Below are 26,867 nucleotides of genomic sequence, written 5' to 3' on the forward strand. Positions count from 1 at the left end.
CGGGTGACAAGATCACCTTTACGGTGGAACTGATCGTCCCCATCGCCATGGAAAAAGAACTTCGGTTTGCCATCCGTGAAGGCGGACGGACCGTGGGTGCCGGCGTTGTGACGGACATTATTGAATAGGAAAGCAGACCATCATGGCAGGACAAAAAATACGAATAGCATTAAAATCATACGATCATAACCTGTTGGATAAATCCACGGAAAAGATTGTCCAGCGGGCCAAGGCAACCGGAGCCGTTATTGCCGGCCCCATTCCTTTGCCAACCCGCAAATCAGTCTATACGGTTCTTCGTTCACCCCATGTGAACAAGAAATCCCGTGAACAGTTCCAGATGAAGGTTCATAAACGGATCGTGGAAATATTGAATACAACCACAAAAACCATTGATGAACTGATGAAGCTGGATTTACCCGCAGGTGTTGATATAGAGATAAAGGTATAAACGGTGAACGGAATCATAGGACGAAAAATCGGATTAACCCGAATCTTCGACCAGTACGGCAAGAATATTCCCGTAACCGTCATTGAAGCGGGTCCGTGTTATGTAACACAGATTAAAACGCAGGAAAAAGACGGATACAATGCAGTACAGCTTGGTTTTGAAGAAGCCCGGGAAAAAGTCTTGAATAAGCCCAGACTTGGGCATTTGAAAAAGAGCGGTAAAGCGCTCAGAATATTGAAAGAGTTTCGTGATTTTGAAGCGGACGGACTGAAAACCGGTTCAGAAATTACCGTGGATATCTTCAAACCCGGGGATGTTGTCGCCGTTACCGGCACATCCAAGGGAAAAGGATTCCAGGGTGGCGTTAAGCGTCACGGTTTCCGCGGCGGACCGAAAACTCATGGTCAGAGCGACCGTTTCAGAGCTCCCGGTTCGATCGGTGCCAGTTCATCACCCTCCCGGGTGTGGAAAGGGATGCGCATGGCCGGACAGATGGGAAATGAGACAGTCACCATCCGGAATCTGAGAGTCGTCGAAGTGAACACGGAAAAGAACCTGTTGCTGATCAAAGGCAGTGTTCCAGGCGCGAGAAACGGGATCATCCGCATTACGAAGTTAGAGGATTGACGGACATGAAAATACAAATGCTGAAAAATGACGGAAGTCCCTTAAACTCAACGGTGGAACTCTCGCCGGACGTTTTCGGTATTGAACCGAATGAACACTGCATGCATGCAGCTGTCCAGGCAGAATTGGCCAACATGAGACAGGGGACTCACAAGGGCAAGACCCGGGGTGAAGTCCGCGGAGGTGGTCGGAAACCCTGGCGTCAAAAGGGACGCGGAACGGCCCGTTCCGGAAGTAATCGTTCTCCCGTCTGGGTCGGCGGTGGTAAAGCCTTTGCTCCCAGACCTCATCTGTACACACAAAAGCTCAATAAAAAGGTCCGACGTCTTGCCAGACGCAGTGCCTTATCCACAATGCTGAAAAATGAACGGGTAGTTGTGGTGGATGAAATCAAAGTGGAAACCTCCAAAACCCGGGAATTTGTTGAATTACTGAACAACCTGAAACTTGCCGATAAGAAACTGACAATTCTTGTGGAAGAAATTTCTGATGAATTGTATCTGGCAAGTCGGAATGTTCCCAATGTGTACATCATTCCTGTGGAACGGGTATCAACCTTTGACATTCTCGATTGTGACGTGCTTTTGATGGAAAAGAGTGCCACCGAGAAACTGAACACATTATTGAAAGCATAGGTGTAAGGTGGAAAAAGAAAGACATGTGATTCTCAGGCCACTCCTCACGGAAAAAATGACATATCTGTCTGAAACGGAACGCAAGTACGCTTTCAAAGTCGATATGGCTGCAAATAAAATGACCATAAAAAATGCAGTAGAAAAACGTTTCAACGTTCACGTAGAGAAAGTGGCCGTCGTGAGACTGAAAGGCAAATCAAAAACTCAGACGGTACGCAGTGGCGGCAAAGTAATCCGGACCAATGGACGGAGAGCTCACTGGAAAAAGGCCATAGTAACCCTGCGTCCTGACGAACGAATTGACCTGTTTGAAGGTGAAACTGCTGTTTAAGGAAAAGATCTATGCCGATTAAAACGTACAAACCGCATACACCCGGATTACGGACAAAGACGACGCTGGATTTCAGCCATTTGACAAAGAAGGAACCGGAAAAAATGCTTTTAAAAGCAAATCCTTCTTCAGGGGGCAGGAACAATAAAGGCCGTATCAGTGTCCGCAGACGGGGGGGCGGTCAAAAAAGACAATACAGAATTATTGATTTTAAACGGAACAAATTCAACATTCCAGCTAAAATCGTGGCTCTGGAATATGATCCCAACCGGTCAGCCGATATTGCTCTTTTGCAGTATGCTGACGGTGAAAAGCGCTACATTCTGGCACCTATGGGGCTCAAGGTTGGGGATGAAGTGGTATCCGGTGAGGATGTAGCAATCAAAGTGGGGAATTCTCTGCCGCTATCTAAAATCCCGTCCGGTACGGTTGTCCATAATATTGAAATGAAGCCCGGCAAGGGTGGACAAATCGCCCGTGGGGCAGGTGCTGCTGCTCAAATCATGGCCAAAGAGGGAAAATATGTAACCTTGAAACTCCCCTCTGGTGAAATGAGAATGATTTTGGACAGGTGCTATGCTACAGTAGGAGAAATCGGGAATAAAGAGCATGCCAACATTTCACTGGGAAAAGCCGGACGTAAACGCTGGATGGGACAGCGCCCGAAAGTACGGGGTGTTGCCATGAATCCCATCGACCATCCTATGGGTGGTGGTGAAGGAAGAACCAGCGGTGGCGGTCATCCCAGAACTCCCTGGGGTAAACCGACCAAAGGTTATAAAACACGTAAAAAGAACAAAGCCAGCGATAAATATATCGTGGCCAGGCGTAAAAAATAAGGAACCGTAAAACATGGCAAGATCACTGAAAAAAGGTCCTTATGTTGATGAAAAAATTTTGGCGAAAATCAAGGCCATGTCCGAGACCGGCAAGAAAAAGGTTATCAAAACCTGGGCTCGGAGATCCACCATATCGCCGGAATTCGTGGGATATACCTTTGCTGTTCATAACGGGATGAAATTCATTCCGGTTTATGTGACGGAAAATATGGTAGGACATAAGTTAGGCGAATTTGCCCCGACGCGGACATATCGCGGGCATGATAAGAAAAAATAACTGATAAGACAGGTACATGATGGAAGCACGCGCAGTAAATAAATATGTACATCACAGTACAAAGAAAATCAAGCCGATGCTGGACCTGGTCCGTGGAAAACGTGTGGACCATGCACTGAATATCCTTCATTTTTTGCCGAATAAAGCGGCCAAAATTGTGGAAAGGACCATTCGTTCGGCAGTGTCCAATTATATCGACTCGGATGAAGGAAGTAAAGTCAACCCTGAAGAGTTGATGATAAGGGAAGCGTATGTGGATAAAGGACCGATCACCCGCAGGATTCAACCCAGATCCATGGGGAGGGCTTATCTTATTCGCAAACGGTCCAGCCACGTGACAGTAAAAGTTGGCCTGCCTGAAACAGCTGAAACGGCATCGACAAAAAAGGAGTAGAGATTGGGTCAGAAAACACATCCCTACGGATTCCGTCTTGGTATCACCAAAAGCTGGTTATCCAACTGGTTTGACGAGAGAAATTTTGCCGGAAAACTGTCTGAAGACCTTATGCTTCGGAAGTATATATCCAAAAGACTCTCAAAAGGTGGTGTCTCCAAGGTAGAGATTCAAAGGACAACCAAGCTGATCACCATAACGATTCATACATCCAGACCCGGAATTGTTATCGGCGCCAAGGGAAAAGAAGTCGATCAGCTGAGAGAAGAGATTAGAAAACTCACACAATCCGATGTTCAGGTAAACATTGTTGAGATTAAAAAACCTGAATTGGACGCATATCTGGTGGGCGAAAATATTGCCCAGCAACTTGAAAGAAAAGTCTCTTTCAGACGTGCGATCAAACGTGCAATCCAGAGCACAATGCGCATGGGTGCTGAAGGTATCAGAATTCAGTGTTCAGGACGTTTGGGTGGTGCAGAAATGGCCCGGGTAGAATCTGCCCGTGAAGGACGGGTACCCCTGCACACACTCCGTGCCGATATTGATTATGCATCTGTTACGGCGAATACCAGTTACGGATGTATCGGCATCAAAGTCTGGATTTGCAACGGTGAAGTAAACACAATTTAAAACGAAGAACGGAGATTTTTTCTCATGTTAATGCCTCGTAAGGTAAAATATCGCCGGCAGCACAGAGGACGCAGAACTGGGTTCGCGTTTCGGGGTTCTGAAGTGAACTACGGAGATTACGGTCTGAAAGCCCTTGAAGCATCCTGGATTACCAGTCGCCAGATTGAGTCCGCCCGTGTTGCCATTTCCCGTGTTGTTCGAAAACACGGAAAAATGTGGATTCGGATTTTCCCTCACAAACCCGTGAGCAAGAAACCGCTTGAAACCCGTATGGGGAAGGGAAAAGGCGGACCCGAATTCTGGGTAGCCGTTGTGAAACCCGGTCGAATCATGTTTGAAGTGGAAGGTGTTTCTGAAGAGATGGCAAAACAGGCTTTTCGCCTTGCTTCCAACAAACTTCCCATCAAGACGAAAATGGTTTCACGCCGGGAAATAGGAGGATAAATCATGTTGTCTAAAACGGAACTGAAAGAACTCACGCGGGAAGAAGCCGTGATCAAGTTGCGGGATAATGAAGAAGCACTGATGAATTTGCGGTTTCAGCTTACCCTGCAACAACTTGATAATCCTCTGCAGATTAAAAAGGTTAAAAAAGAAATTGCCCAACTGAAGACCATATTGCGTGAATATGAACTGGGTAAGCGCTAAGAACTGGGATGATGCATGAGCACTAAAAATCAAAAAGTCCGAATTGGCAAAGTGGTCAGCGATAAGATGGATAAATCCGTGACTGTCCTGATCAGCCGAAAAATCAAACATCCGGTTTACGGAAAGTATATCACACGCAGTGTGAAGTTCATGGCCCATGATGAAAAGAACGAGTGCCGAATCGGCGATACGGTTCGTATCGTTGAAACACGCCCCTTAAGTAAACGTAAAAGATGGCGCCTTGTTGAAATCATAGACCGTGAACCTGAAGTTTAAACTGAGAAAGGCATTGCGAGATGATACAAGTAGAATCCAAATTGCGGGTTGCCGATAATTCCGGGGCGAAAGTCGTCCAGTGCATTAAAGTCCTGGGCGGAACACGTCGCCGGTATGCAACAGTGGGTGATGTCATTGTTGTCGCTGTGAAGCAGGCGATTCCCGGCGGAACAGCCAAAAAGGGTGATGTAGCCCAGGCGGTCATTGTCCGTACGAAAAAAGAAGTGGGACGCCCGGACGGATCCTATATCCGTTTCGATGAAAATGCCGCAGTACTGATTAACGCCCAGGGTGAACCCATCGGGACCCGAATTTTCGGACCCGTAGCCCGTGAACTGCGTGAAAGACAGTATATGAAAATTGTCTCAATGGCACCCGAAGTATTGTAAGGAGAGACCCGTGCACGTAAAGAAAAATGACACAGTTAAAGTCATTACGGGGAAGGACCGGGGGAAAACCGGGAAAATCCTCAAAGTGTTCCCGGTGCGAAACCGGGTTATCGTTGAGGGTGTGAACCTGGTGAAACGCCACACCCGGCCCAATCAGCAAAATCCTCAGGGCGGTATCGTTGAAAAAGAAGCTCCTATTCATGTATCCAATGTGATGCTGATGCAGGACAATCAGGCGACCCGTACCGGGAAACGGATACTTGCTGACGGATCCCGTGTCCGTTATGGAAAGAAAACGGGCGAACAAGTGGATGAAGGGAAATAAGGATTATGAATAAGATTCCGAGATTACAGGAAATGTACCAAAAAGAGGTGATCCCTTATCTGACGAAAACTTTCAGCTATGAAAATGCCATGGAAGTCCCCCGACTGGATAAAATCAGTGTCACTGTCGGATTGGGGAACGCAAAAGAAGAACCGGCTCAGGTTGAAAATTGCGTCAAAGATCTTGAAATGATTACCGGTCAGCATGCTGTGGTGACACGCGCCAAGAAAGCGATCAGTAATTTCAAGATTCGCGAAGGTGATCCCGTGGGAGTACGGGTAACCCTGAGGCGGGCAAAAATGTATGAATTTCTGGACCGACTGATTAACGTGACAATTCCCCGGGTCCGGGATTTTAACGGATTGTCTGATAAAGCCTTTGACGGATTTGGAAATTATACATTCGGTCTGAAAGAACAGATCATTTTTCCTGAAATTGATTATGACAAGGTGGACCGCGTTCGGGGTATGAATATTACCATAACAACCACGGCCAAAAATGACCAGGAATGTTATGAACTTTTAAAAGCATTCGGTTTCCCGTTTAAACGCCGTTCCATGCAAACAGAAGGATAAGGATTCCTATGGCAAAAAAATCCATGATAGCAAAAGCCAAGCGCAAACCAAAGTTCTCAACAAGAGCCTATTCCCGCTGCAGTATTTGCGGACGGCCTAAAGCCGTTTACCGTAAATTCGGCCTGTGTCGTATATGTTTTCGCGAACTGGCTTTAAAGGGTGAGATACCCGGAATAACAAAAGCAAGTTGGTAAAAAGGAAGATCCATGACTGATCCAATTGCAGATTTCTTAACACGTATTCGCAATGCATCCACAGCTCAGCACCGGTGGGTTGAAATTCCCGCAAGCAAACTGAAAGCGCGGATTGCATTGATCTTGAAAACAAAAGGTTACATCAAAGATTTCATCCTTGTTGAGGATGGAAAACAGGGGATGCTCCGGCTTTACCTGAAATATCAGAGCGACGGCCGGCCGGTCTTGTACGGACTCGAACGGGTCAGCAAGCCGGGACGGCGGATTTATGTCAAAGCCCTTGAAATTCCCAGAGTCCGGAACGGACTTGGAATTGGAATTCTCTCAACCTCTCAGGGAGTACTTACCGATTTTGAAGCCCGGGAAAAGGGTGTCGGCGGTGAGTATCTTTGTAAAATCTGGTAAGAAGGGAAGTACTTATGTCACGAATCGGTAAAAACCCAATTCCGGTACCTGAAAATGTCAAAGCGAATATCGCTGATGGAATCCTTTCTGTAAAGGGGCCCAAAGGCGAACTGACGCTCAATTATCATCCTGAAATGATGGTAGCACTGAAGGATAATACAATTGTGGTAACCCGCCCGTCTGATTCCAGGACTCACAAGTCCCTTCACGGACTTACTCGTTCTTTGATTCAGAACATGGTTACAGGTGTTGTTGAAGGATATTCAAGACAACTCGAAATCCAGGGTGTGGGTTATTCCGTTGAACTGCGGGGAAAAAACTTACTCTTAACACTGGGATATTCCCATCAGATTTTGATTGAACCTCCGGAAGGGATCTCTTTTGAGGTCGGCCGCGGCAATATCATCACGGTATCCGGCATCGATAAACAAAAAGTAGGGGCCGTGGCTGCCCAGATTCGTTCCTTCCGCCCCCCGGAACCCTATAAAGGTAAGGGGATACGCTATGTGGGCGAAACTGTCCACCGGAAGGCCGGAAAGACGATCAAGAAGTAAGGGACTGGATTATGAAAAAAATTGTAAATCGAAATGAAATCCGATACCGGAAAAAGGCACGGATCCGAAAAAAAGTTTCCGGTACACCCGAGCGGCCCAGACTGGTTGTTTTCAGAAGCAACCGACATATCTCCGCTCAGATTATTGACGATATCAATAATCGGGTTTTGGCCCATGCGAATTCCTGCTCCAAAGAGAATAAAGATAAACTCGCATCCAAATCCAAAACAGAAATGAGTGTGGAAATTGGCAAACAAATTGCCAATCTTGCTAAAAAACAAAAAATCGAAACGGTGGTTTTTGACCGGAACGGATACATATATCACGGTCGGGTCAAAGCGTTGGCAGAAGCCAGTCGTGAAGCCGGATTGAAATTCTAAAGAAGGAGTATTGTCTTGCATTTGAAAAAGTCAATCAATCCTGCTGAGTTGGAATTACGGGACGAGAAGGTCGTCAAGATAAATCGCGTTGCCAAGGTGATTACCGGAGGTCGCCGTTTCCGTTTCAATGCTATTGTGGTTGTCGGGGACGGCAATGGACACGTCGGTGTAGGTCTTGGAAAAGCAAATCAGGTGATCGATGCCATTAATAAAGGACGGGAAGACGCCAAAAAGAATATCATTCGCGTTCCCGTGCTTAAAGGGACTATTCCCTATGAGGTGATCGGTCGCTATGGCGCCGCCCGTGTTGTGTTGAAACCGGCTTCTCCCGGTACGGGAATTATTGCCGGCGGACCGGTCCGTGCGATCATGGAACAAGTAGGAGTCCATGATATCCTGGCCAAATCCATCGGCAGTGCCAACTCTCACAATGTCATCAAAGCAACCATGAATGCCCTTGCAGAACTGGAAGATCCTTATATGGTGGCCAAACGTCGGGGTATAACGGTACAGGAGGTATTTAACTGAGATGGCTAAAAAAAAAGAAAAGAAACTTAAGGTAACTCAGATAAAAAGTACTATTGGTTATCGTAAACGGACAGCTCGGACGATTGAAGCCATGGGACTTGGGAAACTTCATAAAACCGTTCTTCTTCCTGATAATGGCCCCACCCGCGGGATGATCTCTCAGGTCTCACATCTGGTTGAAGTCGAGGAGGTTGAAGAATCATGATTTTATCAACACTGAAACCCGCGAACGGATCCCGCAAAAATACAAAACGCCGCGGGCGTGGCATCGGCTCCGGAAACGGCTGTACGGCCGGACGGGGTTACAACGGACAAAAATCCCGCTCCGGTGCAAAACACTATAGTTGGTTTGAAGGCGGACAGATGCCACTTCAGCGCCGGGTTCCAAAACGGGGATTTTCCAATGATAAATTCCGCCAGGAATTTCAGATTGTGAATCTGAAAGACCTGAATACTCTCGAAACTGAAGAGATTAATGCAGCAGTTCTGAAAGCAAACGGACTGGTGAAAAAGGAAGACAAACCGGTGAAAATACTCGGTGTAGGCGAAGTGGATAAGGCCTTCACCATTACTGTAGATGCTTTTAGTGCCACAGCAAAAGAAAAAATCGAAAAAGCCGGCGGAAAGGCAATAGAATTATGATCCAGAGTCTGAAATCCGTTTTCAAGATTCACGAATTGCGACAGAGAATTCTGTTCACTATTCTCATTCTGGTTGTCTACCGTGTGGGTGGACATATTCCTCTCCCAGGTGTGGATACAGAAGCCCTCAGTATCGCAGCCCGGAGTTTCCAAAATACACTTCTGGGCCTTTATGATATGTTCGCAGGCGGTGCTTTTAAAAAAGCAACAGTCTTTGCCTTGGGAATTATGCCCTATATCAGTGCGAGCATTATCATTCAGCTTCTCGGAGCTGTCTTTCCCTATTTCCAGAGACTGCAAAAGGAAGGGCCGGAAGGAAGAAAAAAACTTACGCAGTTAACCCGCTATGGCACCGTGGCTATCTCAGCGTTGCAAGGCTACGGCGTGGCCATCTTTCTTCAGCATATGAATGCCGGCACATCGGCTCAGCCTATGCTTGTGGTTCCCAATCCTGGTATGGGGTTTATCCTTTTGACAGTATTAACCCTGATCACCGGAACTATGTTTATTATGTGGCTCGGTGAACAGATAACGGACAGAGGTATCGGAAACGGTATTTCCCTGATCATTATGGTCGGTATTATGGTCCGCTTCCCTAACGTGATTTTCAAGGAAGCCACCCTTATTTCTGAAGGGGTCAGGAGTCTCTTTGCAGAAGTGATCCTCCTGGGGCTCATGGTTCTGACAATCGGTTTTGTTATTCTTCTGACACAGGGGACACGCAAGATTCCTGTTCAGTATGCAAAACGGGTTGTCGGACGGAAAATCTACGGCGGCCAATCAACTCATATTCCCCTCCGGGTGAATACGGCCGGTGTGATGCCGATTATTTTTGCACAATCCCTCATGTTTATTCCAAGCACCATCGCAACTTTTATGGGTGATGCAGAATGGATTCAGGGTGCCATGCGCATCTTTTCCATTAACCACTGGTTTTACTGGTTGGTTTTTGGATTGCTAATTGTCTTCTTCACCTACTTCTATACGGCGATTGCTTTCAATCCCACAGAAGTGGCGGACAATATGAAGAAGCACGGGGGATTTGTTCCCGGTATCCGTCCGGGAAAACGAACGGCAGAATATATTGACAATATTCTCACACGGGTAACATTACCCGGTTCGATTGCTCTGGCCATCGTGGCGATTTTCCCCTATATCCTGATGAATGTTATGGAGATCGATTATGATCTGGCCAGTTTTTTTGGCGGTACGTCTCTGCTGATTCTTGTGGGCGTGGCTCTGGATACGCTTCAGCAAATTGAATCACAACTGATTACTCGCCATTATGACGGTTTTTTGAAATCCGGAAAACTTCGGGGACGGCGCCGTTTTTAATACGGCCTTATTATGATACGCTACAAGTCACAGCATGAAATACATATCATGCGGAAAGCGGGAAAGCTCGTCCATGATGCCCTCGTGGAAGTCTCAAAATGGATCAAACCCGGCATAACAACGGCAAAACTTGATACGATTGCCGAGGATTTTATCCGGTCCCATCACGGGCTCCCCGGTTTTAAAGGGTATAACGGATATCCTGCCACGCTCTGCGTATCTGTCAATGAAGAGGTTGTTCATGGCATTCCCGGTTCGCGTATCCTGAAAGAGGGTGATATAGTCAGTATTGACTGTGGAACCATTGTGGAAGGATACTATGGTGATCACGCACGGACATTTGCCGTGGGTGAGATACCTGAGGATTGGAAACGGCTGATGACCGTCACGGAAGAATGTCTGAATATCGGCATTCGCAAGGCTGTGTCCGGCAATCACTTACTGGATATCGGCTACGCGATTCAGACACATGCAGAAGGGCAAGGTTTTTCGGTGATCCGGTCCCTGGTTGGACACGGAATCGGACGGAAGCTCCATGAAGAGCCCCAGGTTCCAAATTATGGACATTCGGGGCGTGGTATGCGATTAAAACCCGGACTGGTAATCGCGATTGAACCGATGATCAATCTGGGAACTCATGAAGTGGAAACCATGCGGGATGGGTGGACCATCGTCACACGGGACAGGAAAGCTTCGGCTCACTTTGAGCATACCATTGCAGTAACTGAAAATGAACCGCTTATTCTGACAAACGGGTGAAATATGGCAAAGCAAAATGCTATCAGAGTTGATGGAACTATACTGGAGACTCTGCCCAACGCATCGTTTAGAGTGGAGTTGGAAAATGGACATGAAGTTCTGGCACATATCTCAGGTAAAATGCGTATGCATTTTATCAAAATTTTGCCGGGTGACAAGGTGACTCTGGAACTGTCTCCTTATGATTTGTCCAGAGGCCGTATTGTCTATCGATATAAGTAAAGGGATTAAAATGAAAGTTCGCGCATCAGTAAAAAAAATCTGTGACAAGTGTAAAATTATTCGCAGGGGTGGTGTTGTACGTGTCATTTGCGAAAACAAAAAGCACAAACAGAGGCAAGGGTAATTAGGAGGTTAATTTGGCTCGAATTGCAGGCGTAGACTTACCGCGTGATAAAAAAGTCAAAGTGGGTTTGTCTTACATTTATGGTATAGGACGTCCTGTGGCTCTTAAGATCCTGGAAAAAGCAGGGGTTGATCCTGAAATCCGTGTACAGGATCTGACAGAAGATCAGGTCAGTTCTATTCGTCAGCTGATTGCCGACGAGTATAAAGTTGAAGGTGCTTTGCGTACCGAAGTAACGATGAATATTAAACGGTTAATGGATATCGGCTGCTATCGCGGACTCCGGCACCGCCGGGGACTTCCGGTCAGGGGGCAAAATACCAAAAATAATGCCCGGACCCGGAAAGGCAAGAAAAGAGCAGCTGTTAAGAAAAAACGGAAAACATAAGCAATAATTTCCAATTTATCGGAGTCTAAAATTGGCAAAGAAAACACAAGCAACACGCAAAAGAAAGAGAAAGCTGAGAGTCGATCCTGACGGGATTGCTTTCATCAAAGCTACATATAACAATACGGTGATTACATTAGCCGATCAGTATGGGAATGCTATTGCCTGGGCTACTGCCGGACGCGCCGGTTTTAAAGGATCCAGGAAAAGTACCCCCTTTGCTGCCGGACAGGCCGCTGAAATTGCAGCAAAAGAAGCCATGGATGCGGGTCTCGCCCGCGTGGAAGTACGCGTGAAAGGTCCTGGCGGAGGAAGAGAAATGGCTATCAGGTCTCTGGCTGCAGCCGGACTGGAAGTAACCGCAATTAAGGACGTAACACCCATTCCTCACAATGGATGCCGTCCGCCGAAACGTCGAAGAGTTTAGGAGTTATTTATGGCAAGATATCGTGGCCCAAGAGGAAAGATCTGTCGTCGTTTGGATTATGCGGCTTTTGAATCTCCGAAATTTATCAATCCAAAGAAAAATTATCCCCCCGGAGAACACGGCCCCACCCATCGACGCCGCCTCTCAGAATATGGTATTCAAATGCGCGAAAAACAGCGTATCAAATATACGTACGGTGTATTGGAACGTCAGTTCAGAAACTATTTTAAACGGGCTGACCGACAGGAAGGGAAAACCGGCGACAACCTGATGAGAATGCTGGAAAGCCGCCTTGATAATGTGGTTTACCGACTGGGTTTTGCACCCACACGGCGCGCTGCACGGCAGATTGTCTCACATAAACATGTCCTGGTGAATGATTCCGTGGTCAATATTCCGTCCTATCAGGTTAAACCCGGTGATGTGATTCGCATCCGCGAAAAAAGTAAACGCCTGGATCTAATCCTGGATTCCGTCAAAAAGGTTCGCGGTGAAAATACCCTGAGCTGGTTGAAACTGGATAAAGCGAAATTAAGTGGCGAAATTCTTCATATCCCTGAACGGGAAGAAATCCCTCAGGACTTTAATGAACAATTGGTCGTCGAATTGTATTCTAAATAAATAATAGAGGTAATGAGACATGCCCAATTTTCAAATACCTGAACAAATAAAAATTGATGAAGACGTTATGCATGAGCGCTTTGGCCGGTTCATTCTGGAACCCCTTGAAAGGGGATTCGGAATCACTATCGGAAATGCACTTCGGCGCGTCCTCCTCTCGTCTATACCCGGCTCAGCTGTGACAGCACTGCGGATTGAAGGCGTCCTTCATGAGTTTTCAACCATTGACGGAGTGATCGAAGATGTGACCCTGATTATCCTGAATCTTAAGAAAGTCCGCATCCGTCTGACAAATTCCAAGCCTGTCAAGTTGACCCTCAAATTGCAGGGACCTGCAGAAATTACTGCGGGAATGCTTAGTGGTGGAAACCCGAATGTGGAAATCATGAATCCCGATCAGCATATTATGACGATTGAGGAAGAAAAAAACCTGAGCCTGGATCTGTGGATCGGACGAGGTAGAGGGTATTTTACGGCCGATAACAATAAAACCGCCGATGCTCCCCTGGATACAATCTGGATTGATTCTATTTTCTCACCTATTGTAAAGGTCAACTATTTTGTAGAAAAACTCCAATCCGGCGTAAAAGAAGATCTGGAAAAGCTGATCCTGGAAGTAACAACGGACGGAACCATGACACCTCAGGATGCCATTTCCTATTCCTCTAAACTTCTGGCTGATCACCTGAAACCTTTCTTCGCTCTCCAGTCCACCGATGTGATTGAACCGGAACAGCAGATTGATGAAGACAAAATGCGGATACGGAAACAACTGATGCGGAGTATTGATGAACTGGAACTCTCTGTCCGGTCTTACAATTGCCTTCAGGCTGCTGAAATTAAAACCATTGCCGATCTGGTATCCAAAGAAGAAAACGAAATGCTCCGGTTCAAGAATTTTGGCCGGAAATCCCTGAATGAACTCATCGAGAAACTGGACGAACTGGGACTTCGTTTTGGTATGGATATTTCTGAATATGTTAAAGATGTAAACAAGAAGTGAAGTGAACGGATATGAGACACGTAAAAAGAGGACGTAAATTAGGGCGTACCCCCAGTCACAGAAAAGCGATGCTCCAGAATATGGCGGCATCTCTGATTCTCCATAAACAGATTAAAACAACGGAAGCAAAAGCGAAAGAAGCCCGGCGCCTTGTGGAGCGGTTGATTACATATGCTAAAAAGGATACAACCCATTACCGCCGCCTGGCATTTGCACAGCTTCGGAATAAAGAAGCCGTGAAAATTCTCTTCGAAGAAATTGCTCCGGTATATATGAACCGCAACGGAGGATATACCCGTATTCTCAAACTTGGGCAACGCCCCAACGATGCTGCGAAAGTTGTTCTGTTTCAATTGGTAGATATGGTGGGTTCGGACACGGATAAAAAGAAGAAATCACCTAAAAAAACTGCTGCAGCTAAGAAAGAAAAAGCGAAAAAAAGCAGTAAGGAAACAACAATAACGGAAAAAACGGAAACTGAAAAGAACGAACCCAAAAAAGCAGAACCTGAAACGGCAGAAGCAAAAGAAGAAATACCTGCGGAAGAAGCAACAGAGTCTGATGACAAATCTTCCGGGGAAGATACAAAATCATAAGCATAAATTGATAAACTCAGCGTTCATATATGGTGCGTTCAAAAGGGCAGTCGTTGCGGTTGCCCTTTTTTTCTTTTCTTATGGATTTCTTCACGGAGAGGGAATTCACAAAGGACTCTGGGTTTTGCGCGAAGACCTTGCAGATCAAAAACGGATTGATCAGTTTCTGAAAAATGCAAAAACTCTGGGTTTTACCGATCTCTTTGTTCAGGTCCGAAGCAGAGGGGATGCCATGTATCACAGTAAATATGTGGAAACATCCCCCATGGTCGGAAACCGGGATTTTGACCCCCTGAAATATGTCTGTTCGGAAGGTCATAAAAAAGGGCTGAAAATTCATGCCTGGTTTAATACCTATGTCCTCTATTCAAATCGTTCTGAAGATCCGCCGGACCTTCATCTGTTATCCATTTTTCCTGAATGGATCGAATGGGATGAAAATGCTGTCAGCGACCTTGATAAACTCAAGTCTTCCGGTAATCACCATCTTTTCGAAGGGGTTTATTTGTCACCCCTTCATCCCCAAGTGAACCGCTATCTGCTGGTTCTGATGAAAGAATTGATCAGTGAATATAATATTGACGGTCTTCATCTGGACTATATCCGGTATCAGGGCCCGGGATTCGGTTATAATCCTGATGGGATGGATGCCTTCTATAAAAAATATGGTGTGAATCCCCGCCTTTTTATGAAGGATGCACCATTGTGGAATGATTCTGAATCCTATAAGCTGTTTAAAAAACTTTACGACCAGTATCGACGGGATGCGATTAATAAGCTCCTGAAAGATCTCTCTGATTTCAACAGACAATTGAATATCCCTGTAGTACTCTCAGCTGCTGTGAAACCCTCTCCGGCAGCAGCGAAAAATGACTTTTACCAGGACTGGGCAGAGTGGTTGAAACAGGGCTGGCTGGATTATGCCATTCCTATGAACTATGCAACACGGGACCAGGTGTATCGTGAAAATCTTCTGGAAATCAAGGATATGTTGCCCTCGCAATATACACGTCAGGTTTGGATTGGCAACGGGATCTGGAATCAGAACTATCCCGAGTTTGAAAAACAGGCTGCAATTGCCAAATCTCTGAACTTTCCACACTATGTCATTTTTTCCTATAATGTTTTAAAAGCCGATAAAGTATATTTTAGCAGGATAAAAACATTTAACCATCAGGATTGAATGATGAAAACTGTGTTAAAAAATATCGGACAATTGGTCACATGGGATGAGGATAAGGGTCAAATGGTGATCCTGGAAAATCAGGATCTGGAAATTGCATTGGACCGGATTTTTTCTGTGGGGGCGTCCATTAAAACAAAGGATGCCAGGGAAGTGAATTGTCTCAACTGTGTAGTAACGCCGGCTTTTATTGATCCTCATACACATCCTGTGTTTGCTGATATGAGGCGGAAAGAATTCGAATTGCGGGTTCAGGGCGCCGATTATGAAACTATTGCCGCTGCCGGCGGAGGGATTTTAAACAGTGTGGCATCCCTGCGGAAAATTTCCGAAGACGAATTGTTTGACAGATCCCTTCCCCGGGTCAAAAGATTCCTGGAATATGGAACAGCGACAATTGAAGCAAAAAGCGGGTATGGGCTGACTAAAGACGATGAATTGAAATCTCTCCGGGTGATACGCCGCCTGAATGAAGCCCTCTCTCTGGATCTTATCCCCACCTTTTTGGGAGCTCATGAAATCCCGGAGGAATATAGGGATCAGCGAGAAAAGTATATCCGTCTTATTACAGATGAAATGATCCCTGCCGTGGCCGAAGAAAAATTGGCGGTCTATTGTGATGTCTTTACGGAAAAAACTGTTTTTTCCCGGGACGAGACGGATAAAATATTTGCCGCCGCTCAGGCTCACGGCCTTCGGCTGAGAATTCATGCCGATGAATTTTCAGCGATCGGGGGGACTGAATTGGCAGTGTCGCGACATGCCGATTCGGCCGATCATCTGATGCGGGTTTCAGAAGAAGGAATCCGGGCTTTAAAAAACAGCCATACTACAGCAATTGTTTTACCGGGAACTACTTTTTTTCTGGGTAAAACTGAATATGCACCAGCCCGGAGAATGTGGGATGAAGGTGTAAGGGTTGCCCTTGCCACCGATTTTAATCCCGGCAGTTCCATGACCCAGAATCTCTCCGTCATTCTTACATTGGCCTGTGTTTATATGCATCTGACACCCCTTGAAGCTATCCAGGCAGTGACCTGGCACAGTGCCTGCTCCCTTGGACTGGAATCAGACAGGGGGATTCTGGCTCCGGGAAAGCGTGCCGATATCGCCGTTTGGAATGTCCGGGATTATCGGGATTTGGCCTATTGGTATGGTATGAACCATCTGAAGATGCTTTTTAAAAATGGTGTCCGGGAAGAATATGCTTGAAATACAGGTCAGATAAAGATATCTTCACATAGTTCTGAAAGCTTCAGGAGGGTGCCTTGAAAAAATATACAGTGCTTAAATATCTTGTGCTTTTATTACTCTTTACCGGTTTTGCCTTTGCACAATCTCATGGATTGTATGCCCTGATGTACAATATTCAACGGGTGTGCAAAGCCTATCAGATTGATGTGAGCATGAAAGATATTCGGGTTGAGAAAGACTTTGAAGATAACCTGGTTCTGATTTTAAAATTGGACGCCAGGAGAACAAATTACAACTCCACCATGATGACCGGGTTTTACGCTGTGGCCAAAGCGATGAGAATGACACCCAACAGCCCGGAAATTGATAAGGCTTCCCTTGAAATCATTGTGGAAGACCGGGAGTTCAATGTGATCCTTTCCACGGTAGCCTTGGAAGACCTGGTTCTGCTGGAAAACGGCTCCATCACACCAACTGAATTTAGGAAAAGAATAGAAAGTATGTAATACAGGAGGCATCTATGCTAAGTTTTGTAGAAAGAATTGCTGAAATGGGATATGCGATTTTATGGGCTATAACGGCATCCATCGGTTTTGCCTTTGGTGTGGGACTGGCCATTAAGGTCTTTGACTGGCTTTCAACGGACATTGACGAATGGGAAGAGATTAAAAAGGGAAATATCGGTGTCGCCCTCATTTTTGTTGCGATGATTGTCGTAATTGGCCTTTTAATTTATCGTGTCCTCTGATAAATCAATAATATGATTCCTCTGAAAAAGCTCCCATGTGGAGCTTTTTTATTGATGTTCATGTCCGGTGGAATCTTTATTTTTATGTTATGATGAAGTTACGTATGACTCTGATACTTATTTTGGGATTATCAGGGCTTTTGACGGCCTCACCTCTTGATATTCAGGATATCCTGAAAGGAGAAGATTCGGCGGTATTGCGGAGTTATCTGAATGTATACAAAGAATATGCGGCTGCTGATCGGGATGTGCGGCTTCTGGATATCATTTTGGATACAGATGGTCTTTCCTCTGCCCGGAAAGCCCAGAATTATATCCGTAAATATGGCACGGAGGCTGAATCCAACTGGCTTCTTCTGCTGTTGGCGGATTACTATATTTCTTCAGGCAATGTTGTATTGGCCGGAGGAATTCTGGATAAAGCCTTGCGAAGAGACCCAAATATTGCTGAAGACCGGTACTACATTCTTATAAAAAGCCGGATTGATGGAAGTCTTCCCGATGCTGCTGATCACTCCCGGGATAAAAAACCGGCCGGTATTACTCTCGACCTGAATGAAGCCAATAAAATTCTGGCGCAGAATGATGTACTGATTAACCGAACCGTTCAACTGCCGGGCGTCCCGGATAAAGAACCGGTCAAACAAGCACAAAAACCATTCCTGCTCTATCATCTCCAGATTGGTGCTTTTTCCCGTAAAGCCAATGCGGAAAACCGGCGGGATTATTTTCTGCGTGAAGGATACCCGGCTGTAATCCGGGTCCGGGCAACAGAAAGCGGAACTATGTATGTTGTATGGGTCGGTGATTATCCCGACCGCGAAAGCGCCCAAAGCGCCCGGGAATTTCTTTTAAAGCGGTACAGTACGGATAGTTTTATCGTTAAAGACTGAATTTTCTCACCCTTCCGGCTGAACAATCCGCTGCATTGAACATATAAAAAGAAAAATCAGGATTTGAATGCGCAAAAAAGCCCTGTGTCTGATATGGATTTTCTTCCTTCTCATGACCATCCCAACGCTGAATGCGGCTGTGGGGGACTGGCAGTCTGTAGGCCCAACTATAAATGTTAAAAAAGTTGTTGTTAAAGATTCTCAAATATTGGGTGCCACCGATGGAGGAATTCTCTCCGTCAATATGCAGGATATATCTTATGATATCCTGACTAATACGGAATTCACCGATCATATTAAAATATCGGTTCTCTTGTGGGATGAGCACGGACATCTCTGGATCGGCTATGATCACGCACCGGCCACTATCACCTGTAAAATGAGCAACGGGACAGTCCGTTCTTTTGATTTCGGCTTTGACCAGATTCTTGCCATGGATACCGAAGGAAATGATTTGATTGTAGCCTATAAGAAAGGGCTCACATACGGACTGGCCCATTTTGTCACGACTTCAGAGTATGTTGCTTTTCGGGATACCTATGAAAATTTTCCCGAAACAATCGACCATATATATAGTGTGGCTGTGAGTGATTCCCTGATTCTTTTTTCATCGTCAACCCGTTTGTATGCCGGAAATCGCCAATCATCCAATTTGAAACCCGCCTCTCAGTGGCAAGAAATGCTGGATGAACGGGTCTTGGCCATGACCAGTTTTCGGGATACCCTGTATGTTGCCCTATCCCGGGAAACTCTTCGCCTGGATACCAACGGATGGGTTTCTGTCCCCAATTTTCGCGGATATACTCCCCTGCGTTTTATTCCCCGGACGAATACCCTCATGCTGGCAGACCGATGGGGAATTTATGAACTGAATGGCAGCTCATGGAGATTGTATTACTCCAGTTCCAAAGCCCTCAACGATGTAGCCTTTTCCGGTGATACCCTGATTCTTGCCGAACAAAACCTGGGGATTCTCATAAAAGAAAAAACGGGACAATTTTCACGGAGAATTTTGCCCAATTCTCCCTTTGCCTCATTCTATAATACCGTGGAGGTGGATGAAAAGGGACACGTATACTTTGCAAACCGGGACGGTATCAGTATTTATTATCCGGAAAACCGGAGCTGGCATAATCTGATTCGTTCCGACACATTGGTGAGTATCGATGAGGAGATGAAAACAGCCTCGTTTAGTGCAGATACCCTGGCCTATACAACAATTTTGTCCACCAGCACTACGATTTATGACCTGCTTTTAGCTCAAAACGGGTATTTATATGCGACTTTTGAAGGGTTTTACATCGACTATCCCCGGCTGAATTATGATCCGGTGGTTAAACCTGGTCCCCTCCTGGTTATAAACAGGGAAGATTATTCCGATTATACCATGATTGATACCACAAACGATATCTTTCACGGCTCGGAAGCTTCGGTGGGAGGGGAAGCCCGTTACCTGATTCTCAGGGGGATGACTGAAACCCGGGACGGGTCTATTTGGGTGGCTAATGCCCATGCGGCTAATGGCGAACCCCTGGCCCGTTTCAAGCCGGATGGAACGGTGGAAAAATTTTCCGTGTCCGCTTCCGGGAACGTATTGGAAGTGCTGCCTACCGAATTGACTACCGATCAATATGACCGGGTATGGATTGCTCTTCAAAGCCATCCTCAGAATGACCCTGTAACACAGGGGGGAATTGCCGTATTTGATTACCGGCGGAATTTGTGGTACCGGATAACATCCGGCCACGGATTGATGAACGACAATGTGCTCAGCATTGACAGAGCCCCCGACGGAACAATCTGGGTGGTGACAGCGGGCGGCATTCAAAGCATCAATCCCCCCGTTTCTATTACCCGTTTTCTGGAGGATATTATCAGCAACATTTCATCACCACTGCCTGCCGTTTCAGATGCAGATATTACAAAGGTCCGCATTGACGGCCGTAGCAATAAATGGTTTCTTACAAGCGATGGCGGGGTGAAGGTATACCTTGCGAACAGCACCTGGTTGAACAGCGGATATGGATATACCCCGGGAAATACACCACTGCTGGATTCCTTTGTTGCTGATGCAGCCTTTGATAAGAAAAGCGGCATGGCATATATCGCCACAGCCGGAGGCATCAATATGGTGGAAACGCCTTGGGCTGAAGAAATTCAGGACATATCAGCCATAAAAGTCTATCCACAGCCCTATGATCCACGCATACATGAACGGGTTATTATCGATGGCCTTCCCGATCAGAGTACAGTCAAAGTCGTAACCCTGGGAGGAGAAGTTCTGTATACTCTGGATCCGTCGTCTCCCTTCCATTATGGAAGACAAATTATCTGGAACGGTCGGTTGCATGACGGAAATCCCATAAGCCGGGGAGTTTATTACCTCTTTGTATATAATGTGGATGGCGAAAACAAAACCTTGAAATTTGCGGTGCAATAACCAGTGTATTCCGGATGCTTGCTTTGATTTGTAATATTCTTGCACACTTCTTACATTTACAATTCTGATGATCAACTGAAAGGATACTCCGATATTATGAAATCTCAGGAACTTCGACGCAGTTTTATCGATTTCTTTGTAAGACAGCACCAACATACGGAAGTCCCCAGTTCGCCGGTGGTTCCACTTAACGATCCATCCCTTCTTTTTACCAATGCCGGTATGAATCAGTTCAAACCGGTATTTCTGGATCAGGCCGAACCGGTTTCTCCCCGGGTGGTAAACTCCCAGAAATGTATCCGGGTCAGCGGAAAACATAACGACCTGGAAGAAGTGGGGAAGGATGACTATCACCACACCTTTTTTGAAATGCTGGGGAATTGGAGTTTTGGAGATTATTATAAAGCGGAAGCGATAGCATGGGCCTGGGATTTATTGACAAAGGAATGGGGATTCTCCAAAGATCGGCTTTTTGCCACGGTGTATCACGAGGATGATGAATCCTATGAATTGTGGAAAAAAATTTCCGGTTTGCCATCTTCAAGAATTCTTCGTTTCGGAGAAAAAGATAATTTCTGGGAAATGGGCAATACAGGTCCCTGCGGTCCCTGCTCTGAAATTCACTATTTCAGGGGCTCCATGAAAGATGGTATCGATACCGGTCTGGTGAATGCAGGCGATCCCCGCTATATCGAATTGTGGAATTTGGTGTTTATGCAGTATTTCCGGGATGAAAAAGGCATTCTTCATCCCCTGTCAAAAAAACATGTGGATACCGGAGCCGGATTTGAACGACTTTTATGCACACTCAACGGTTTGCAAAGTAACTATGAGACCGATCTTTTTCTGGATATTATACGGGAAATCGAATTCAAAAGCGGTAAACCATACGATGAGGGTCCGGGCGGTATGCCCCACAGGGTGATTGCCGATCATTTGAGAATGCTCTCTTTCAGCATTGCCGATGGAGCACTCCCGTCCAACGAGGGACGAGGGTATGTCCTTCGGCGCATCCTTCGCCGGGCGGCACGTTATGGTAAGAAAATCGGGCTGAATGCCCCCTTTATCCATTCACTGGTGCCCCTATTGATCCGGACCATGGGTGAAGCTTTTCCCGAACTGGAAAAACATTCGGAACAGATTACGGCTGTCATAAGGAATGAAGAAGAGTCCTTTCTCCAGACACTGGACCGTGGATTGGCCATTTTTGAAGACATTGTATTAAAGGCTAATAAAAAGGGACTTAAAACACTGCCGGGGGACGATGTATTCAAACTGTACGACACCTTTGGTTTTCCGGTGGATCTTACACGGCTTCTGGCCGGGGAGAAGGGTTTTACCATTGATGAGGATGCTTTCAATCAACACATGGCAAGGCAGAAAAAACGGGCCAGGGCTTCAGGTCAGTTTAAAAATGTATCCAACAGACCCGTGGAATGGAAAACTTTTGCCTCTGATGCCGATATGGATGAAACAGAATTTGTAGGGTATGAAAGTCTGACCTGCCGGGCAAGACTTTTAAAGGCTGCCCATGCAAAGGGACAAACACACCTGATTTTTGACAAGACTCCATTTTATGCCGAATCCGGCGGACAGATCGGAGACAGCGGCATTGTGGTTTTTAACAGAAAAGAATATCCCGTCAAGGATACGCGGAAAGAGGGAAAGCGCTTTATCCATATAGTTGATGAAACAATTCCCCTGGAGCAGTTACCGAAGACGGCAACACTTCAGGTTATGGAAGCCCGGCGTCTGGATACGGCACGGAATCATACAGGGACCCACCTGTTGCATGCAGCTCTCCGGAATGTGTTGGGGCCTCATGTCCGTCAGGCCGGCAGCTATGTGGGACCAGATAACCTCCGCTTTGATTTTAATCATCCCCGGAAAGTCTCTCCGGAAGAATTGAAAAAAATCCGGTCACTGGTAAATGAAGCAATTCTCCATAACATCCCTCTCACGGTAAAATATATGTCCTATCAGGAAGCCGTGGACAAAGGGGCCATTGCCCTGTTCGGCGAAAAATATGGCAATGAAGTCCGAACAATCAAAATCGGAGATGTGTCTTTTGAACTTTGTGGAGGGACTCACGTTCAGGCAACGGGTGATATTGGTTATTTTATCATCCTGAATGAAAGCAGTATTGCCAGCGGAGTCCGGCGGATTGAAGCTGTGACAGGCAAAAAGGCCCGGGAATATCTGATCCGCTGGCAGGAAATTGTGGAAAATCTCTGTGCCCGTCTGAAAACGGAGGATACCTCCATCCTGTCAAAAGTAGAGGATCTGCTGGAACAACTAAAATCCCTGGAAAAGGAAAGGGACAACCTGAAAGCGCAGCAGTTGACGGAATCAGTCGACGATTTTCTGAAAAATCCCATGGATGCCGGGGGAATTCCGGTCTATACAGCTGTTGTGAATGTGGATTCCATGGATGCAATGAAATATCTTGGAGACAAGGCCCGGGAAAAATTGAAGACGGGAGTTGTCATTTTTGGTACCCAAAATGATAAAGCAAGTCAGGTCTTGTGTGTGGTCACCGATGATCTGGTGCAGAAGGGTGTGCACGCAGGAAACATCGTAAAGCGGATCGGAAAGGAGCTGGGTGGCGGCGGCGGTGGACGTCCTCATATGGCAACTGCAGGCGGGAAAATATCTCCGGATCTGGCCACGGTCCTGAATAAAGCAGTTACATTTGTAAAGAGAAGCAGGTGAATCATGGATCAAAAATTGTTGATTGAATTGTCAAGTGACGGGAAAAACGGTGTCCGTTTTCCTGCCTGTGATGTAAACGAGCAGAAACTTGAGGACATGTTTCCTTCGGACTATTTGCGTAAATCACCACCGGCCTTGCCCCAGGTGAGTATCCCCGAAGTGGTTCGGCATTTTGTGAATCTGTCTGCCATGAATCACCATGTGGATAAAGCCATGTATCCCCTGGGATCCTGTACAATGAAATATAACCCGAAAATCAATGAAGCCGTTGCCGGTATGCCCGGCTTCACGGAGATTCACCCTTTGCAATCCCCCCAAACAGTGCAGGGAGCCCTGAAAATTTATAAGGATGTGGAAAAGTTCCTCTGTGCCATTACCGGCATGGACGGTTTTACACTCCAGCCGGCAGCCGGTTCACATGGTGAACTAACGGGTGTGATGATCATGCGGCAGTACCACCGGAAAAAAGGAAACCGGAAAAAAGTCATTCTGATTCCTGATTCAGCCCATGGGACCAATCCGGCATCTGTTACCATTGGCGGGTATGAGGCGCGGAAGGTGAAATCCACGGCTGAAGGATTGGTGGATATTAAAGATCTGAAAGCTAAAATATCGGATGATGTGGCTGGTTTTATGTTGACCAATCCCAATACCGTGGGACTTTTTGAAGAAAATGTTCAGGAAATCAGCCGCCTGATTCATGAAGTGGATGGTCTGATGTACATGGACGGTGCCAATATGAATGCTTTACTGGGCATTGTGAAAACAAGCCGTGCCGGTTTTGACATTACGCATCTGAATCTGCATAAAACTTTTTCAACCCCCCATGGCGGTGGAGGTCCCGGCAGCGGTCCCATTGGAGTAAATGAAAAACTCTTGCCCTTTTTACCAATTCCTGTCGTCCGGGAAAAAGACGGGATATACAATTTTGACTGGGATTTGCCTGAATCCATTGGAAAAATCCACTCCTTTTGGGGGAACTTCGGGGTTATCCTGAGGGCTTGGGCCTATATCCGGATGTTAGGGGAGGAGGGACTTAAACGGGTGTCCAGGGGAGCCATTATCAATGCCAATTATCTTAAAACCCGGCTTGAAAAAACCTATCAACTTCCTTATACCAAAACACCCATGCATGAATGTGTATTTTCCGGTGACCGTCAGAAGGCAAAGGGAGCCCGGACACTGGATATTGCCAAACGGCTTCTCGATTACGGAGTTCACGCTCCGACCATCTATTTTCCACTTATTGTTCATGAAGCGCTTATGATTGAACCTACGGAAACGGAAAGTAAAGCATCTCTCGACTATTTTGCCGATGTGATGCTGAAAATTGATCAGGAAATTGACGAAGATCCTGAAATCGTTACCCGTGCTCCCTATACAACGCCTGTATCCCGTCTGGATGAAGGAAAAGCCAACAGGGAACTGAATATTTGCTGGCAGGATATACACAAGGGAGAATAATATGCTTATTCGCTATCGTTCCCGGACTTTTAAACATGAACTGAAAAATTCTATAAAAGGAATTGATCTGGTTCAGGATGTTTTTCCGGAAAGTATGGATCACATTCTGATTATGTCTGTGGATGGTAGTCCCCAAAGTCTGAATACAAAAATCCCCCGTGATGCCCGGATTGTGGATTTTTTTGATATACACAGCTCTGCCGGCGCCAATGCCATGGCTATCAGTGCTACGGCCATCATGCTGTGTGCTGCCGAAAGCCTTTTTCCTGACGTAACGATTTCCGTGGAACATTCCTATAGCAGTGGATTTTTCTGCAAGCCCCTCTCTGCGGAATTGCTTCCGGATGATTATATCCTGAAAATATCTTCAAAAATGTCTTCGATTATTGACATGGATATCGAATTGGAAGAACGGACGATGTCCATGAATGAAATTCGCGAAATTCCCCTTGGACGCTTTAAAATCCTGAAAAAAGCACCGTTTGAATTTGTTCAGGTCTATGATATTTGCGGATTCCCCCACTGGTTCCTCTCTCCGCTTATCCCGCGGACAAGCTATCTGAAGCATTACAGACTTCAAAGTTATGCGGATGGTTTTGTTCTCCAGTTTCCAAACAGCATGTATCCCGATTCGCTGCCTCCCTTTCTTGAATCCCCGAAACTATTTTCCATCTTCCGGGAAAGTGAAAAGAGGGGAGAATTGTTGGACATTAAATTCACCGATCATCTGAATGAACGAATTGAAAGAGGAAACTTCGTCGATGCCATTCACCTGTATGAAGCCCTCCACGAAAAGAAAATTGCTCAGATAGCAGATGCCATAACTTTTAAGCGAAATCATGTAAAATTCATCTTTGTAGCCGGTCCATCATCTTCCGGAAAAACCACTTTTATGAAACGCCTTTCCATTCAGCTGCGCATCAACGGACTTCATGTAAAAAATATATCCCTGGATGATTACTATATTGACCGGGATAAAATCATTCCGGATGAAAACGGTAATATTGACTTAGAACATTTGAACATGATCGACCGCACACTGCTCAGTGAAAACCTCAATGATCTCATGTTGGGGAAAAAAGTTGTATTACCCCGATTTAATTTTCATACAGGCAGGAGGGAACTGGCAAAAACCTATACAACACTGGGTCCGGAGGATGTGCTGATTATAGAAGGAATCCACGGACTTAACCCGGAATTGACAAAGAACCTGGAACCTGAGAGTGTTTTTAAAATTTATATCAGTGCTCTGACCCAGCTTAATTTCAATGTATATAACCGTATCAGTACGGCAGACACCCGGCTGCTGCGCCGTATGCTCCGGGATTATCAGTTCCGTTCTTATTCTGTTGAAAATACCCTGAAACGCTGGCCTATGGTTCGTATGGGTGAAGAACAGTGGATTTTTCCCTTTCAGGAGCATGCGGACATGATGTTTAATAGTGCCTTGGAGTATGAATGGGCTGTGTTCAGGGAAAGGCTTTTACCACTCTTAGACAAAATTTCCATAGAATCGGAAGTCAAGGCTGAAGCAGTCCGCATCAGCAGATATCTCCAGCTCTTTTTGCCTTTGCCGCCTGATGATATTCCACCGACATCCATCCTCCGGGAATTTATTGGTGGAAGTTCTCTTCATAAATGATTAAATACTATTAT

40 protein-coding genes are annotated in these 26,867 nt (G+C 46.0%); all 40 read left to right on the forward strand.

Annotated elements, in window-relative coordinates:
* Positions 1 to 128 (forward strand): elongation factor Tu (tuf, locus tag J7K63_07820; protein ID MCD6234927.1); only part of this gene is annotated, 128 nt, incomplete at its 5' end.
* A gap of 14 nt (positions 129 to 142) precedes the next feature.
* Positions 143 to 451, forward strand: coding sequence for a 30S ribosomal protein S10 (rpsJ, locus tag J7K63_07825; protein ID MCD6234928.1), 309 nt, complete (start codon positions 143 to 145; stop codon positions 449 to 451).
* A gap of 3 nt (positions 452 to 454) precedes the next feature.
* The gene (gene rplC / locus J7K63_07830) at positions 455 to 1,078 is read left to right on the forward strand and encodes a 50S ribosomal protein L3 (GenBank protein MCD6234929.1); all 624 of its coding nucleotides are present in this window, start codon (positions 455 to 457) and stop codon (positions 1,076 to 1,078) included.
* A 5-nt stretch (positions 1,079 to 1,083) separates the two neighbouring features.
* Positions 1,084 to 1,713: a 50S ribosomal protein L4 gene (gene rplD / locus J7K63_07835; GenBank protein ID MCD6234930.1), complete on the forward strand. Its 630-nt coding sequence runs from the start codon at positions 1,084 to 1,086 to the stop codon at positions 1,711 to 1,713.
* A 7-nt stretch (positions 1,714 to 1,720) separates the two neighbouring features.
* Positions 1,721 to 2,044 (forward strand): 50S ribosomal protein L23, encoded by a 324-nt coding sequence (gene rplW / locus J7K63_07840; protein MCD6234931.1) that lies wholly within the window; start codon positions 1,721 to 1,723, stop codon positions 2,042 to 2,044.
* 11 nt (positions 2,045 to 2,055) lie between these two features.
* Complete coding sequence (rplB, locus tag J7K63_07845) at positions 2,056 to 2,883, forward strand: 50S ribosomal protein L2 (GenBank protein MCD6234932.1); 828 nt, start codon at positions 2,056 to 2,058, stop codon at positions 2,881 to 2,883.
* Between the two features lie 13 nt (positions 2,884 to 2,896).
* A complete protein-coding gene (gene rpsS, locus J7K63_07850; protein ID MCD6234933.1) occupies positions 2,897 to 3,160 on the forward strand; it encodes a 30S ribosomal protein S19 in 264 nt (87 codons plus the stop codon).
* Positions 3,161 to 3,179: 19 nt separating this feature from the next.
* Positions 3,180 to 3,554: a 50S ribosomal protein L22 gene (rplV, locus tag J7K63_07855; GenBank protein ID MCD6234934.1), complete on the forward strand. Its 375-nt coding sequence runs from the start codon at positions 3,180 to 3,182 to the stop codon at positions 3,552 to 3,554.
* Positions 3,555 to 3,557: 3 nt separating this feature from the next.
* Positions 3,558 to 4,187: a 30S ribosomal protein S3 gene (gene rpsC, locus J7K63_07860; protein ID MCD6234935.1), complete on the forward strand. Its 630-nt coding sequence runs from the start codon at positions 3,558 to 3,560 to the stop codon at positions 4,185 to 4,187.
* Between the two features lie 24 nt (positions 4,188 to 4,211).
* Positions 4,212 to 4,631: a 50S ribosomal protein L16 gene (rplP, locus tag J7K63_07865; protein ID MCD6234936.1), complete on the forward strand. Its 420-nt coding sequence runs from the start codon at positions 4,212 to 4,214 to the stop codon at positions 4,629 to 4,631.
* A gap of 6 nt (positions 4,632 to 4,637) precedes the next feature.
* Entirely contained in the window at positions 4,638 to 4,835 is a 198-nt protein-coding gene (rpmC, locus tag J7K63_07870) for a 50S ribosomal protein L29 (protein MCD6234937.1), read from the forward strand.
* Between the two features lie 15 nt (positions 4,836 to 4,850).
* Entirely contained in the window at positions 4,851 to 5,111 is a 261-nt protein-coding gene (gene rpsQ, locus J7K63_07875; protein MCD6234938.1) for a 30S ribosomal protein S17, read from the forward strand.
* 20 nt (positions 5,112 to 5,131) lie between these two features.
* Complete coding sequence (gene rplN, locus J7K63_07880) at positions 5,132 to 5,500, forward strand: 50S ribosomal protein L14 (protein ID MCD6234939.1); 369 nt, start codon at positions 5,132 to 5,134, stop codon at positions 5,498 to 5,500.
* Between the two features lie 10 nt (positions 5,501 to 5,510).
* On the forward strand, positions 5,511 to 5,825 hold the full coding sequence (gene rplX / locus J7K63_07885; GenBank protein MCD6234940.1) for a 50S ribosomal protein L24: 315 nt from the start codon (positions 5,511 to 5,513) through the stop codon (positions 5,823 to 5,825).
* 14 nt (positions 5,826 to 5,839) lie between these two features.
* Positions 5,840 to 6,400 carry a 50S ribosomal protein L5 gene (gene rplE / locus J7K63_07890; GenBank protein MCD6234941.1) on the forward strand — a complete coding sequence of 187 codons (561 nt, stop codon included), beginning with the start codon at positions 5,840 to 5,842 and terminating at the stop codon, positions 6,398 to 6,400.
* An 8-nt stretch (positions 6,401 to 6,408) separates the two neighbouring features.
* Complete coding sequence (locus J7K63_07895) at positions 6,409 to 6,594, forward strand: type Z 30S ribosomal protein S14 (protein ID MCD6234942.1); 186 nt, start codon at positions 6,409 to 6,411, stop codon at positions 6,592 to 6,594.
* 12 nt (positions 6,595 to 6,606) lie between these two features.
* A complete protein-coding gene (gene rpsH / locus J7K63_07900; GenBank protein MCD6234943.1) occupies positions 6,607 to 6,999 on the forward strand; it encodes a 30S ribosomal protein S8 in 393 nt (130 codons plus the stop codon).
* Positions 7,000 to 7,013: 14 nt separating this feature from the next.
* Positions 7,014 to 7,553, forward strand: coding sequence for a 50S ribosomal protein L6 (gene rplF / locus J7K63_07905; protein ID MCD6234944.1), 540 nt, complete (start codon positions 7,014 to 7,016; stop codon positions 7,551 to 7,553).
* Between the two features lie 11 nt (positions 7,554 to 7,564).
* Positions 7,565 to 7,933 (forward strand): 50S ribosomal protein L18, encoded by a 369-nt coding sequence (locus J7K63_07910; GenBank protein ID MCD6234945.1) that lies wholly within the window; start codon positions 7,565 to 7,567, stop codon positions 7,931 to 7,933.
* A 21-nt stretch (positions 7,934 to 7,954) separates the two neighbouring features.
* Positions 7,955 to 8,461 (forward strand): 30S ribosomal protein S5, encoded by a 507-nt coding sequence (gene rpsE / locus J7K63_07915; protein MCD6234946.1) that lies wholly within the window; start codon positions 7,955 to 7,957, stop codon positions 8,459 to 8,461.
* Between the two features lies 1 nt (position 8,462).
* Positions 8,463 to 8,666 (forward strand): 50S ribosomal protein L30, encoded by a 204-nt coding sequence (gene rpmD / locus J7K63_07920; GenBank protein ID MCD6234947.1) that lies wholly within the window; start codon positions 8,463 to 8,465, stop codon positions 8,664 to 8,666.
* Positions 8,663 to 9,103 (forward strand): 50S ribosomal protein L15, encoded by a 441-nt coding sequence (gene rplO / locus J7K63_07925; protein ID MCD6234948.1) that lies wholly within the window; start codon positions 8,663 to 8,665, stop codon positions 9,101 to 9,103. The genes rpmD and rplO overlap by 4 nt, the downstream gene beginning before the upstream one ends.
* A complete protein-coding gene (gene secY / locus J7K63_07930; protein ID MCD6234949.1) occupies positions 9,100 to 10,437 on the forward strand; it encodes a preprotein translocase subunit SecY in 1,338 nt (445 codons plus the stop codon). Before rplO ends, secY begins: the two co-directional genes overlap by 4 nt.
* Positions 10,438 to 10,449: 12 nt before the next feature.
* Positions 10,450 to 11,196: a type I methionyl aminopeptidase gene (gene map / locus J7K63_07935; protein ID MCD6234950.1), complete on the forward strand. Its 747-nt coding sequence runs from the start codon at positions 10,450 to 10,452 to the stop codon at positions 11,194 to 11,196.
* 3 nt (positions 11,197 to 11,199) lie between these two features.
* Positions 11,200 to 11,418 (forward strand): translation initiation factor IF-1, encoded by a 219-nt coding sequence (infA, locus tag J7K63_07940; protein ID MCD6234951.1) that lies wholly within the window; start codon positions 11,200 to 11,202, stop codon positions 11,416 to 11,418.
* A 10-nt stretch (positions 11,419 to 11,428) separates the two neighbouring features.
* Complete coding sequence (gene rpmJ, locus J7K63_07945) at positions 11,429 to 11,542, forward strand: 50S ribosomal protein L36 (GenBank protein MCD6234952.1); 114 nt, start codon at positions 11,429 to 11,431, stop codon at positions 11,540 to 11,542.
* A 13-nt stretch (positions 11,543 to 11,555) separates the two neighbouring features.
* A complete protein-coding gene (gene rpsM / locus J7K63_07950; protein MCD6234953.1) occupies positions 11,556 to 11,930 on the forward strand; it encodes a 30S ribosomal protein S13 in 375 nt (124 codons plus the stop codon).
* A gap of 31 nt (positions 11,931 to 11,961) precedes the next feature.
* Entirely contained in the window at positions 11,962 to 12,357 is a 396-nt protein-coding gene (rpsK, locus tag J7K63_07955; GenBank protein MCD6234954.1) for a 30S ribosomal protein S11, read from the forward strand.
* A 9-nt stretch (positions 12,358 to 12,366) separates the two neighbouring features.
* Complete coding sequence (rpsD, locus tag J7K63_07960) at positions 12,367 to 12,978, forward strand: 30S ribosomal protein S4 (protein MCD6234955.1); 612 nt, start codon at positions 12,367 to 12,369, stop codon at positions 12,976 to 12,978.
* A gap of 19 nt (positions 12,979 to 12,997) precedes the next feature.
* Positions 12,998 to 13,981: a DNA-directed RNA polymerase subunit alpha gene (locus J7K63_07965; GenBank protein ID MCD6234956.1), complete on the forward strand. Its 984-nt coding sequence runs from the start codon at positions 12,998 to 13,000 to the stop codon at positions 13,979 to 13,981.
* Positions 13,982 to 13,992: 11 nt separating this feature from the next.
* Positions 13,993 to 14,577: a 50S ribosomal protein L17 gene (gene rplQ / locus J7K63_07970; GenBank protein MCD6234957.1), complete on the forward strand. Its 585-nt coding sequence runs from the start codon at positions 13,993 to 13,995 to the stop codon at positions 14,575 to 14,577.
* Between the two features lie 124 nt (positions 14,578 to 14,701).
* Positions 14,702 to 15,760 (forward strand): family 10 glycosylhydrolase, encoded by a 1,059-nt coding sequence (locus tag J7K63_07975; GenBank protein MCD6234958.1) that lies wholly within the window; start codon positions 14,702 to 14,704, stop codon positions 15,758 to 15,760.
* A 3-nt stretch (positions 15,761 to 15,763) separates the two neighbouring features.
* Positions 15,764 to 16,972: an imidazolonepropionase gene (locus tag J7K63_07980; GenBank protein MCD6234959.1), complete on the forward strand. Its 1,209-nt coding sequence runs from the start codon at positions 15,764 to 15,766 to the stop codon at positions 16,970 to 16,972.
* Between the two features lie 56 nt (positions 16,973 to 17,028).
* Positions 17,029 to 17,460, forward strand: a complete 432-nt coding sequence (locus tag J7K63_07985; protein ID MCD6234960.1) for a hypothetical protein — start codon at positions 17,029 to 17,031, stop codon at positions 17,458 to 17,460.
* A gap of 14 nt (positions 17,461 to 17,474) precedes the next feature.
* Complete coding sequence (locus tag J7K63_07990) at positions 17,475 to 17,702, forward strand: DUF350 domain-containing protein (GenBank protein MCD6234961.1); 228 nt, start codon at positions 17,475 to 17,477, stop codon at positions 17,700 to 17,702.
* A gap of 104 nt (positions 17,703 to 17,806) precedes the next feature.
* Positions 17,807 to 18,595, forward strand: coding sequence for an SPOR domain-containing protein (locus tag J7K63_07995; GenBank protein MCD6234962.1), 789 nt, complete (start codon positions 17,807 to 17,809; stop codon positions 18,593 to 18,595).
* Positions 18,596 to 18,662: 67 nt separating this feature from the next.
* Positions 18,663 to 21,035 (forward strand): hypothetical protein, encoded by a 2,373-nt coding sequence (locus J7K63_08000; protein ID MCD6234963.1) that lies wholly within the window; start codon positions 18,663 to 18,665, stop codon positions 21,033 to 21,035.
* A 96-nt stretch (positions 21,036 to 21,131) separates the two neighbouring features.
* Positions 21,132 to 23,747 (forward strand): alanine--tRNA ligase, encoded by a 2,616-nt coding sequence (alaS, locus tag J7K63_08005; GenBank protein MCD6234964.1) that lies wholly within the window; start codon positions 21,132 to 21,134, stop codon positions 23,745 to 23,747.
* 3 nt (positions 23,748 to 23,750) lie between these two features.
* Complete coding sequence (gene gcvPB / locus J7K63_08010) at positions 23,751 to 25,211, forward strand: aminomethyl-transferring glycine dehydrogenase subunit GcvPB (protein MCD6234965.1); 1,461 nt, start codon at positions 23,751 to 23,753, stop codon at positions 25,209 to 25,211.
* Between the two features lies 1 nt (position 25,212).
* On the forward strand, positions 25,213 to 26,853 hold the full coding sequence (locus J7K63_08015; protein MCD6234966.1) for a nucleoside kinase: 1,641 nt from the start codon (positions 25,213 to 25,215) through the stop codon (positions 26,851 to 26,853).
* Positions 26,854 to 26,867 lie beyond the last annotated feature (14 nt).

It is taken from the genome of Candidatus Neomarinimicrobiota bacterium (assembly GCA_021157965.1).
In the GTDB taxonomy this organism is placed as follows: domain Bacteria; phylum Fidelibacterota; class Fidelibacteria; order Fidelibacterales; family Fidelibacteraceae; genus Fidelibacter.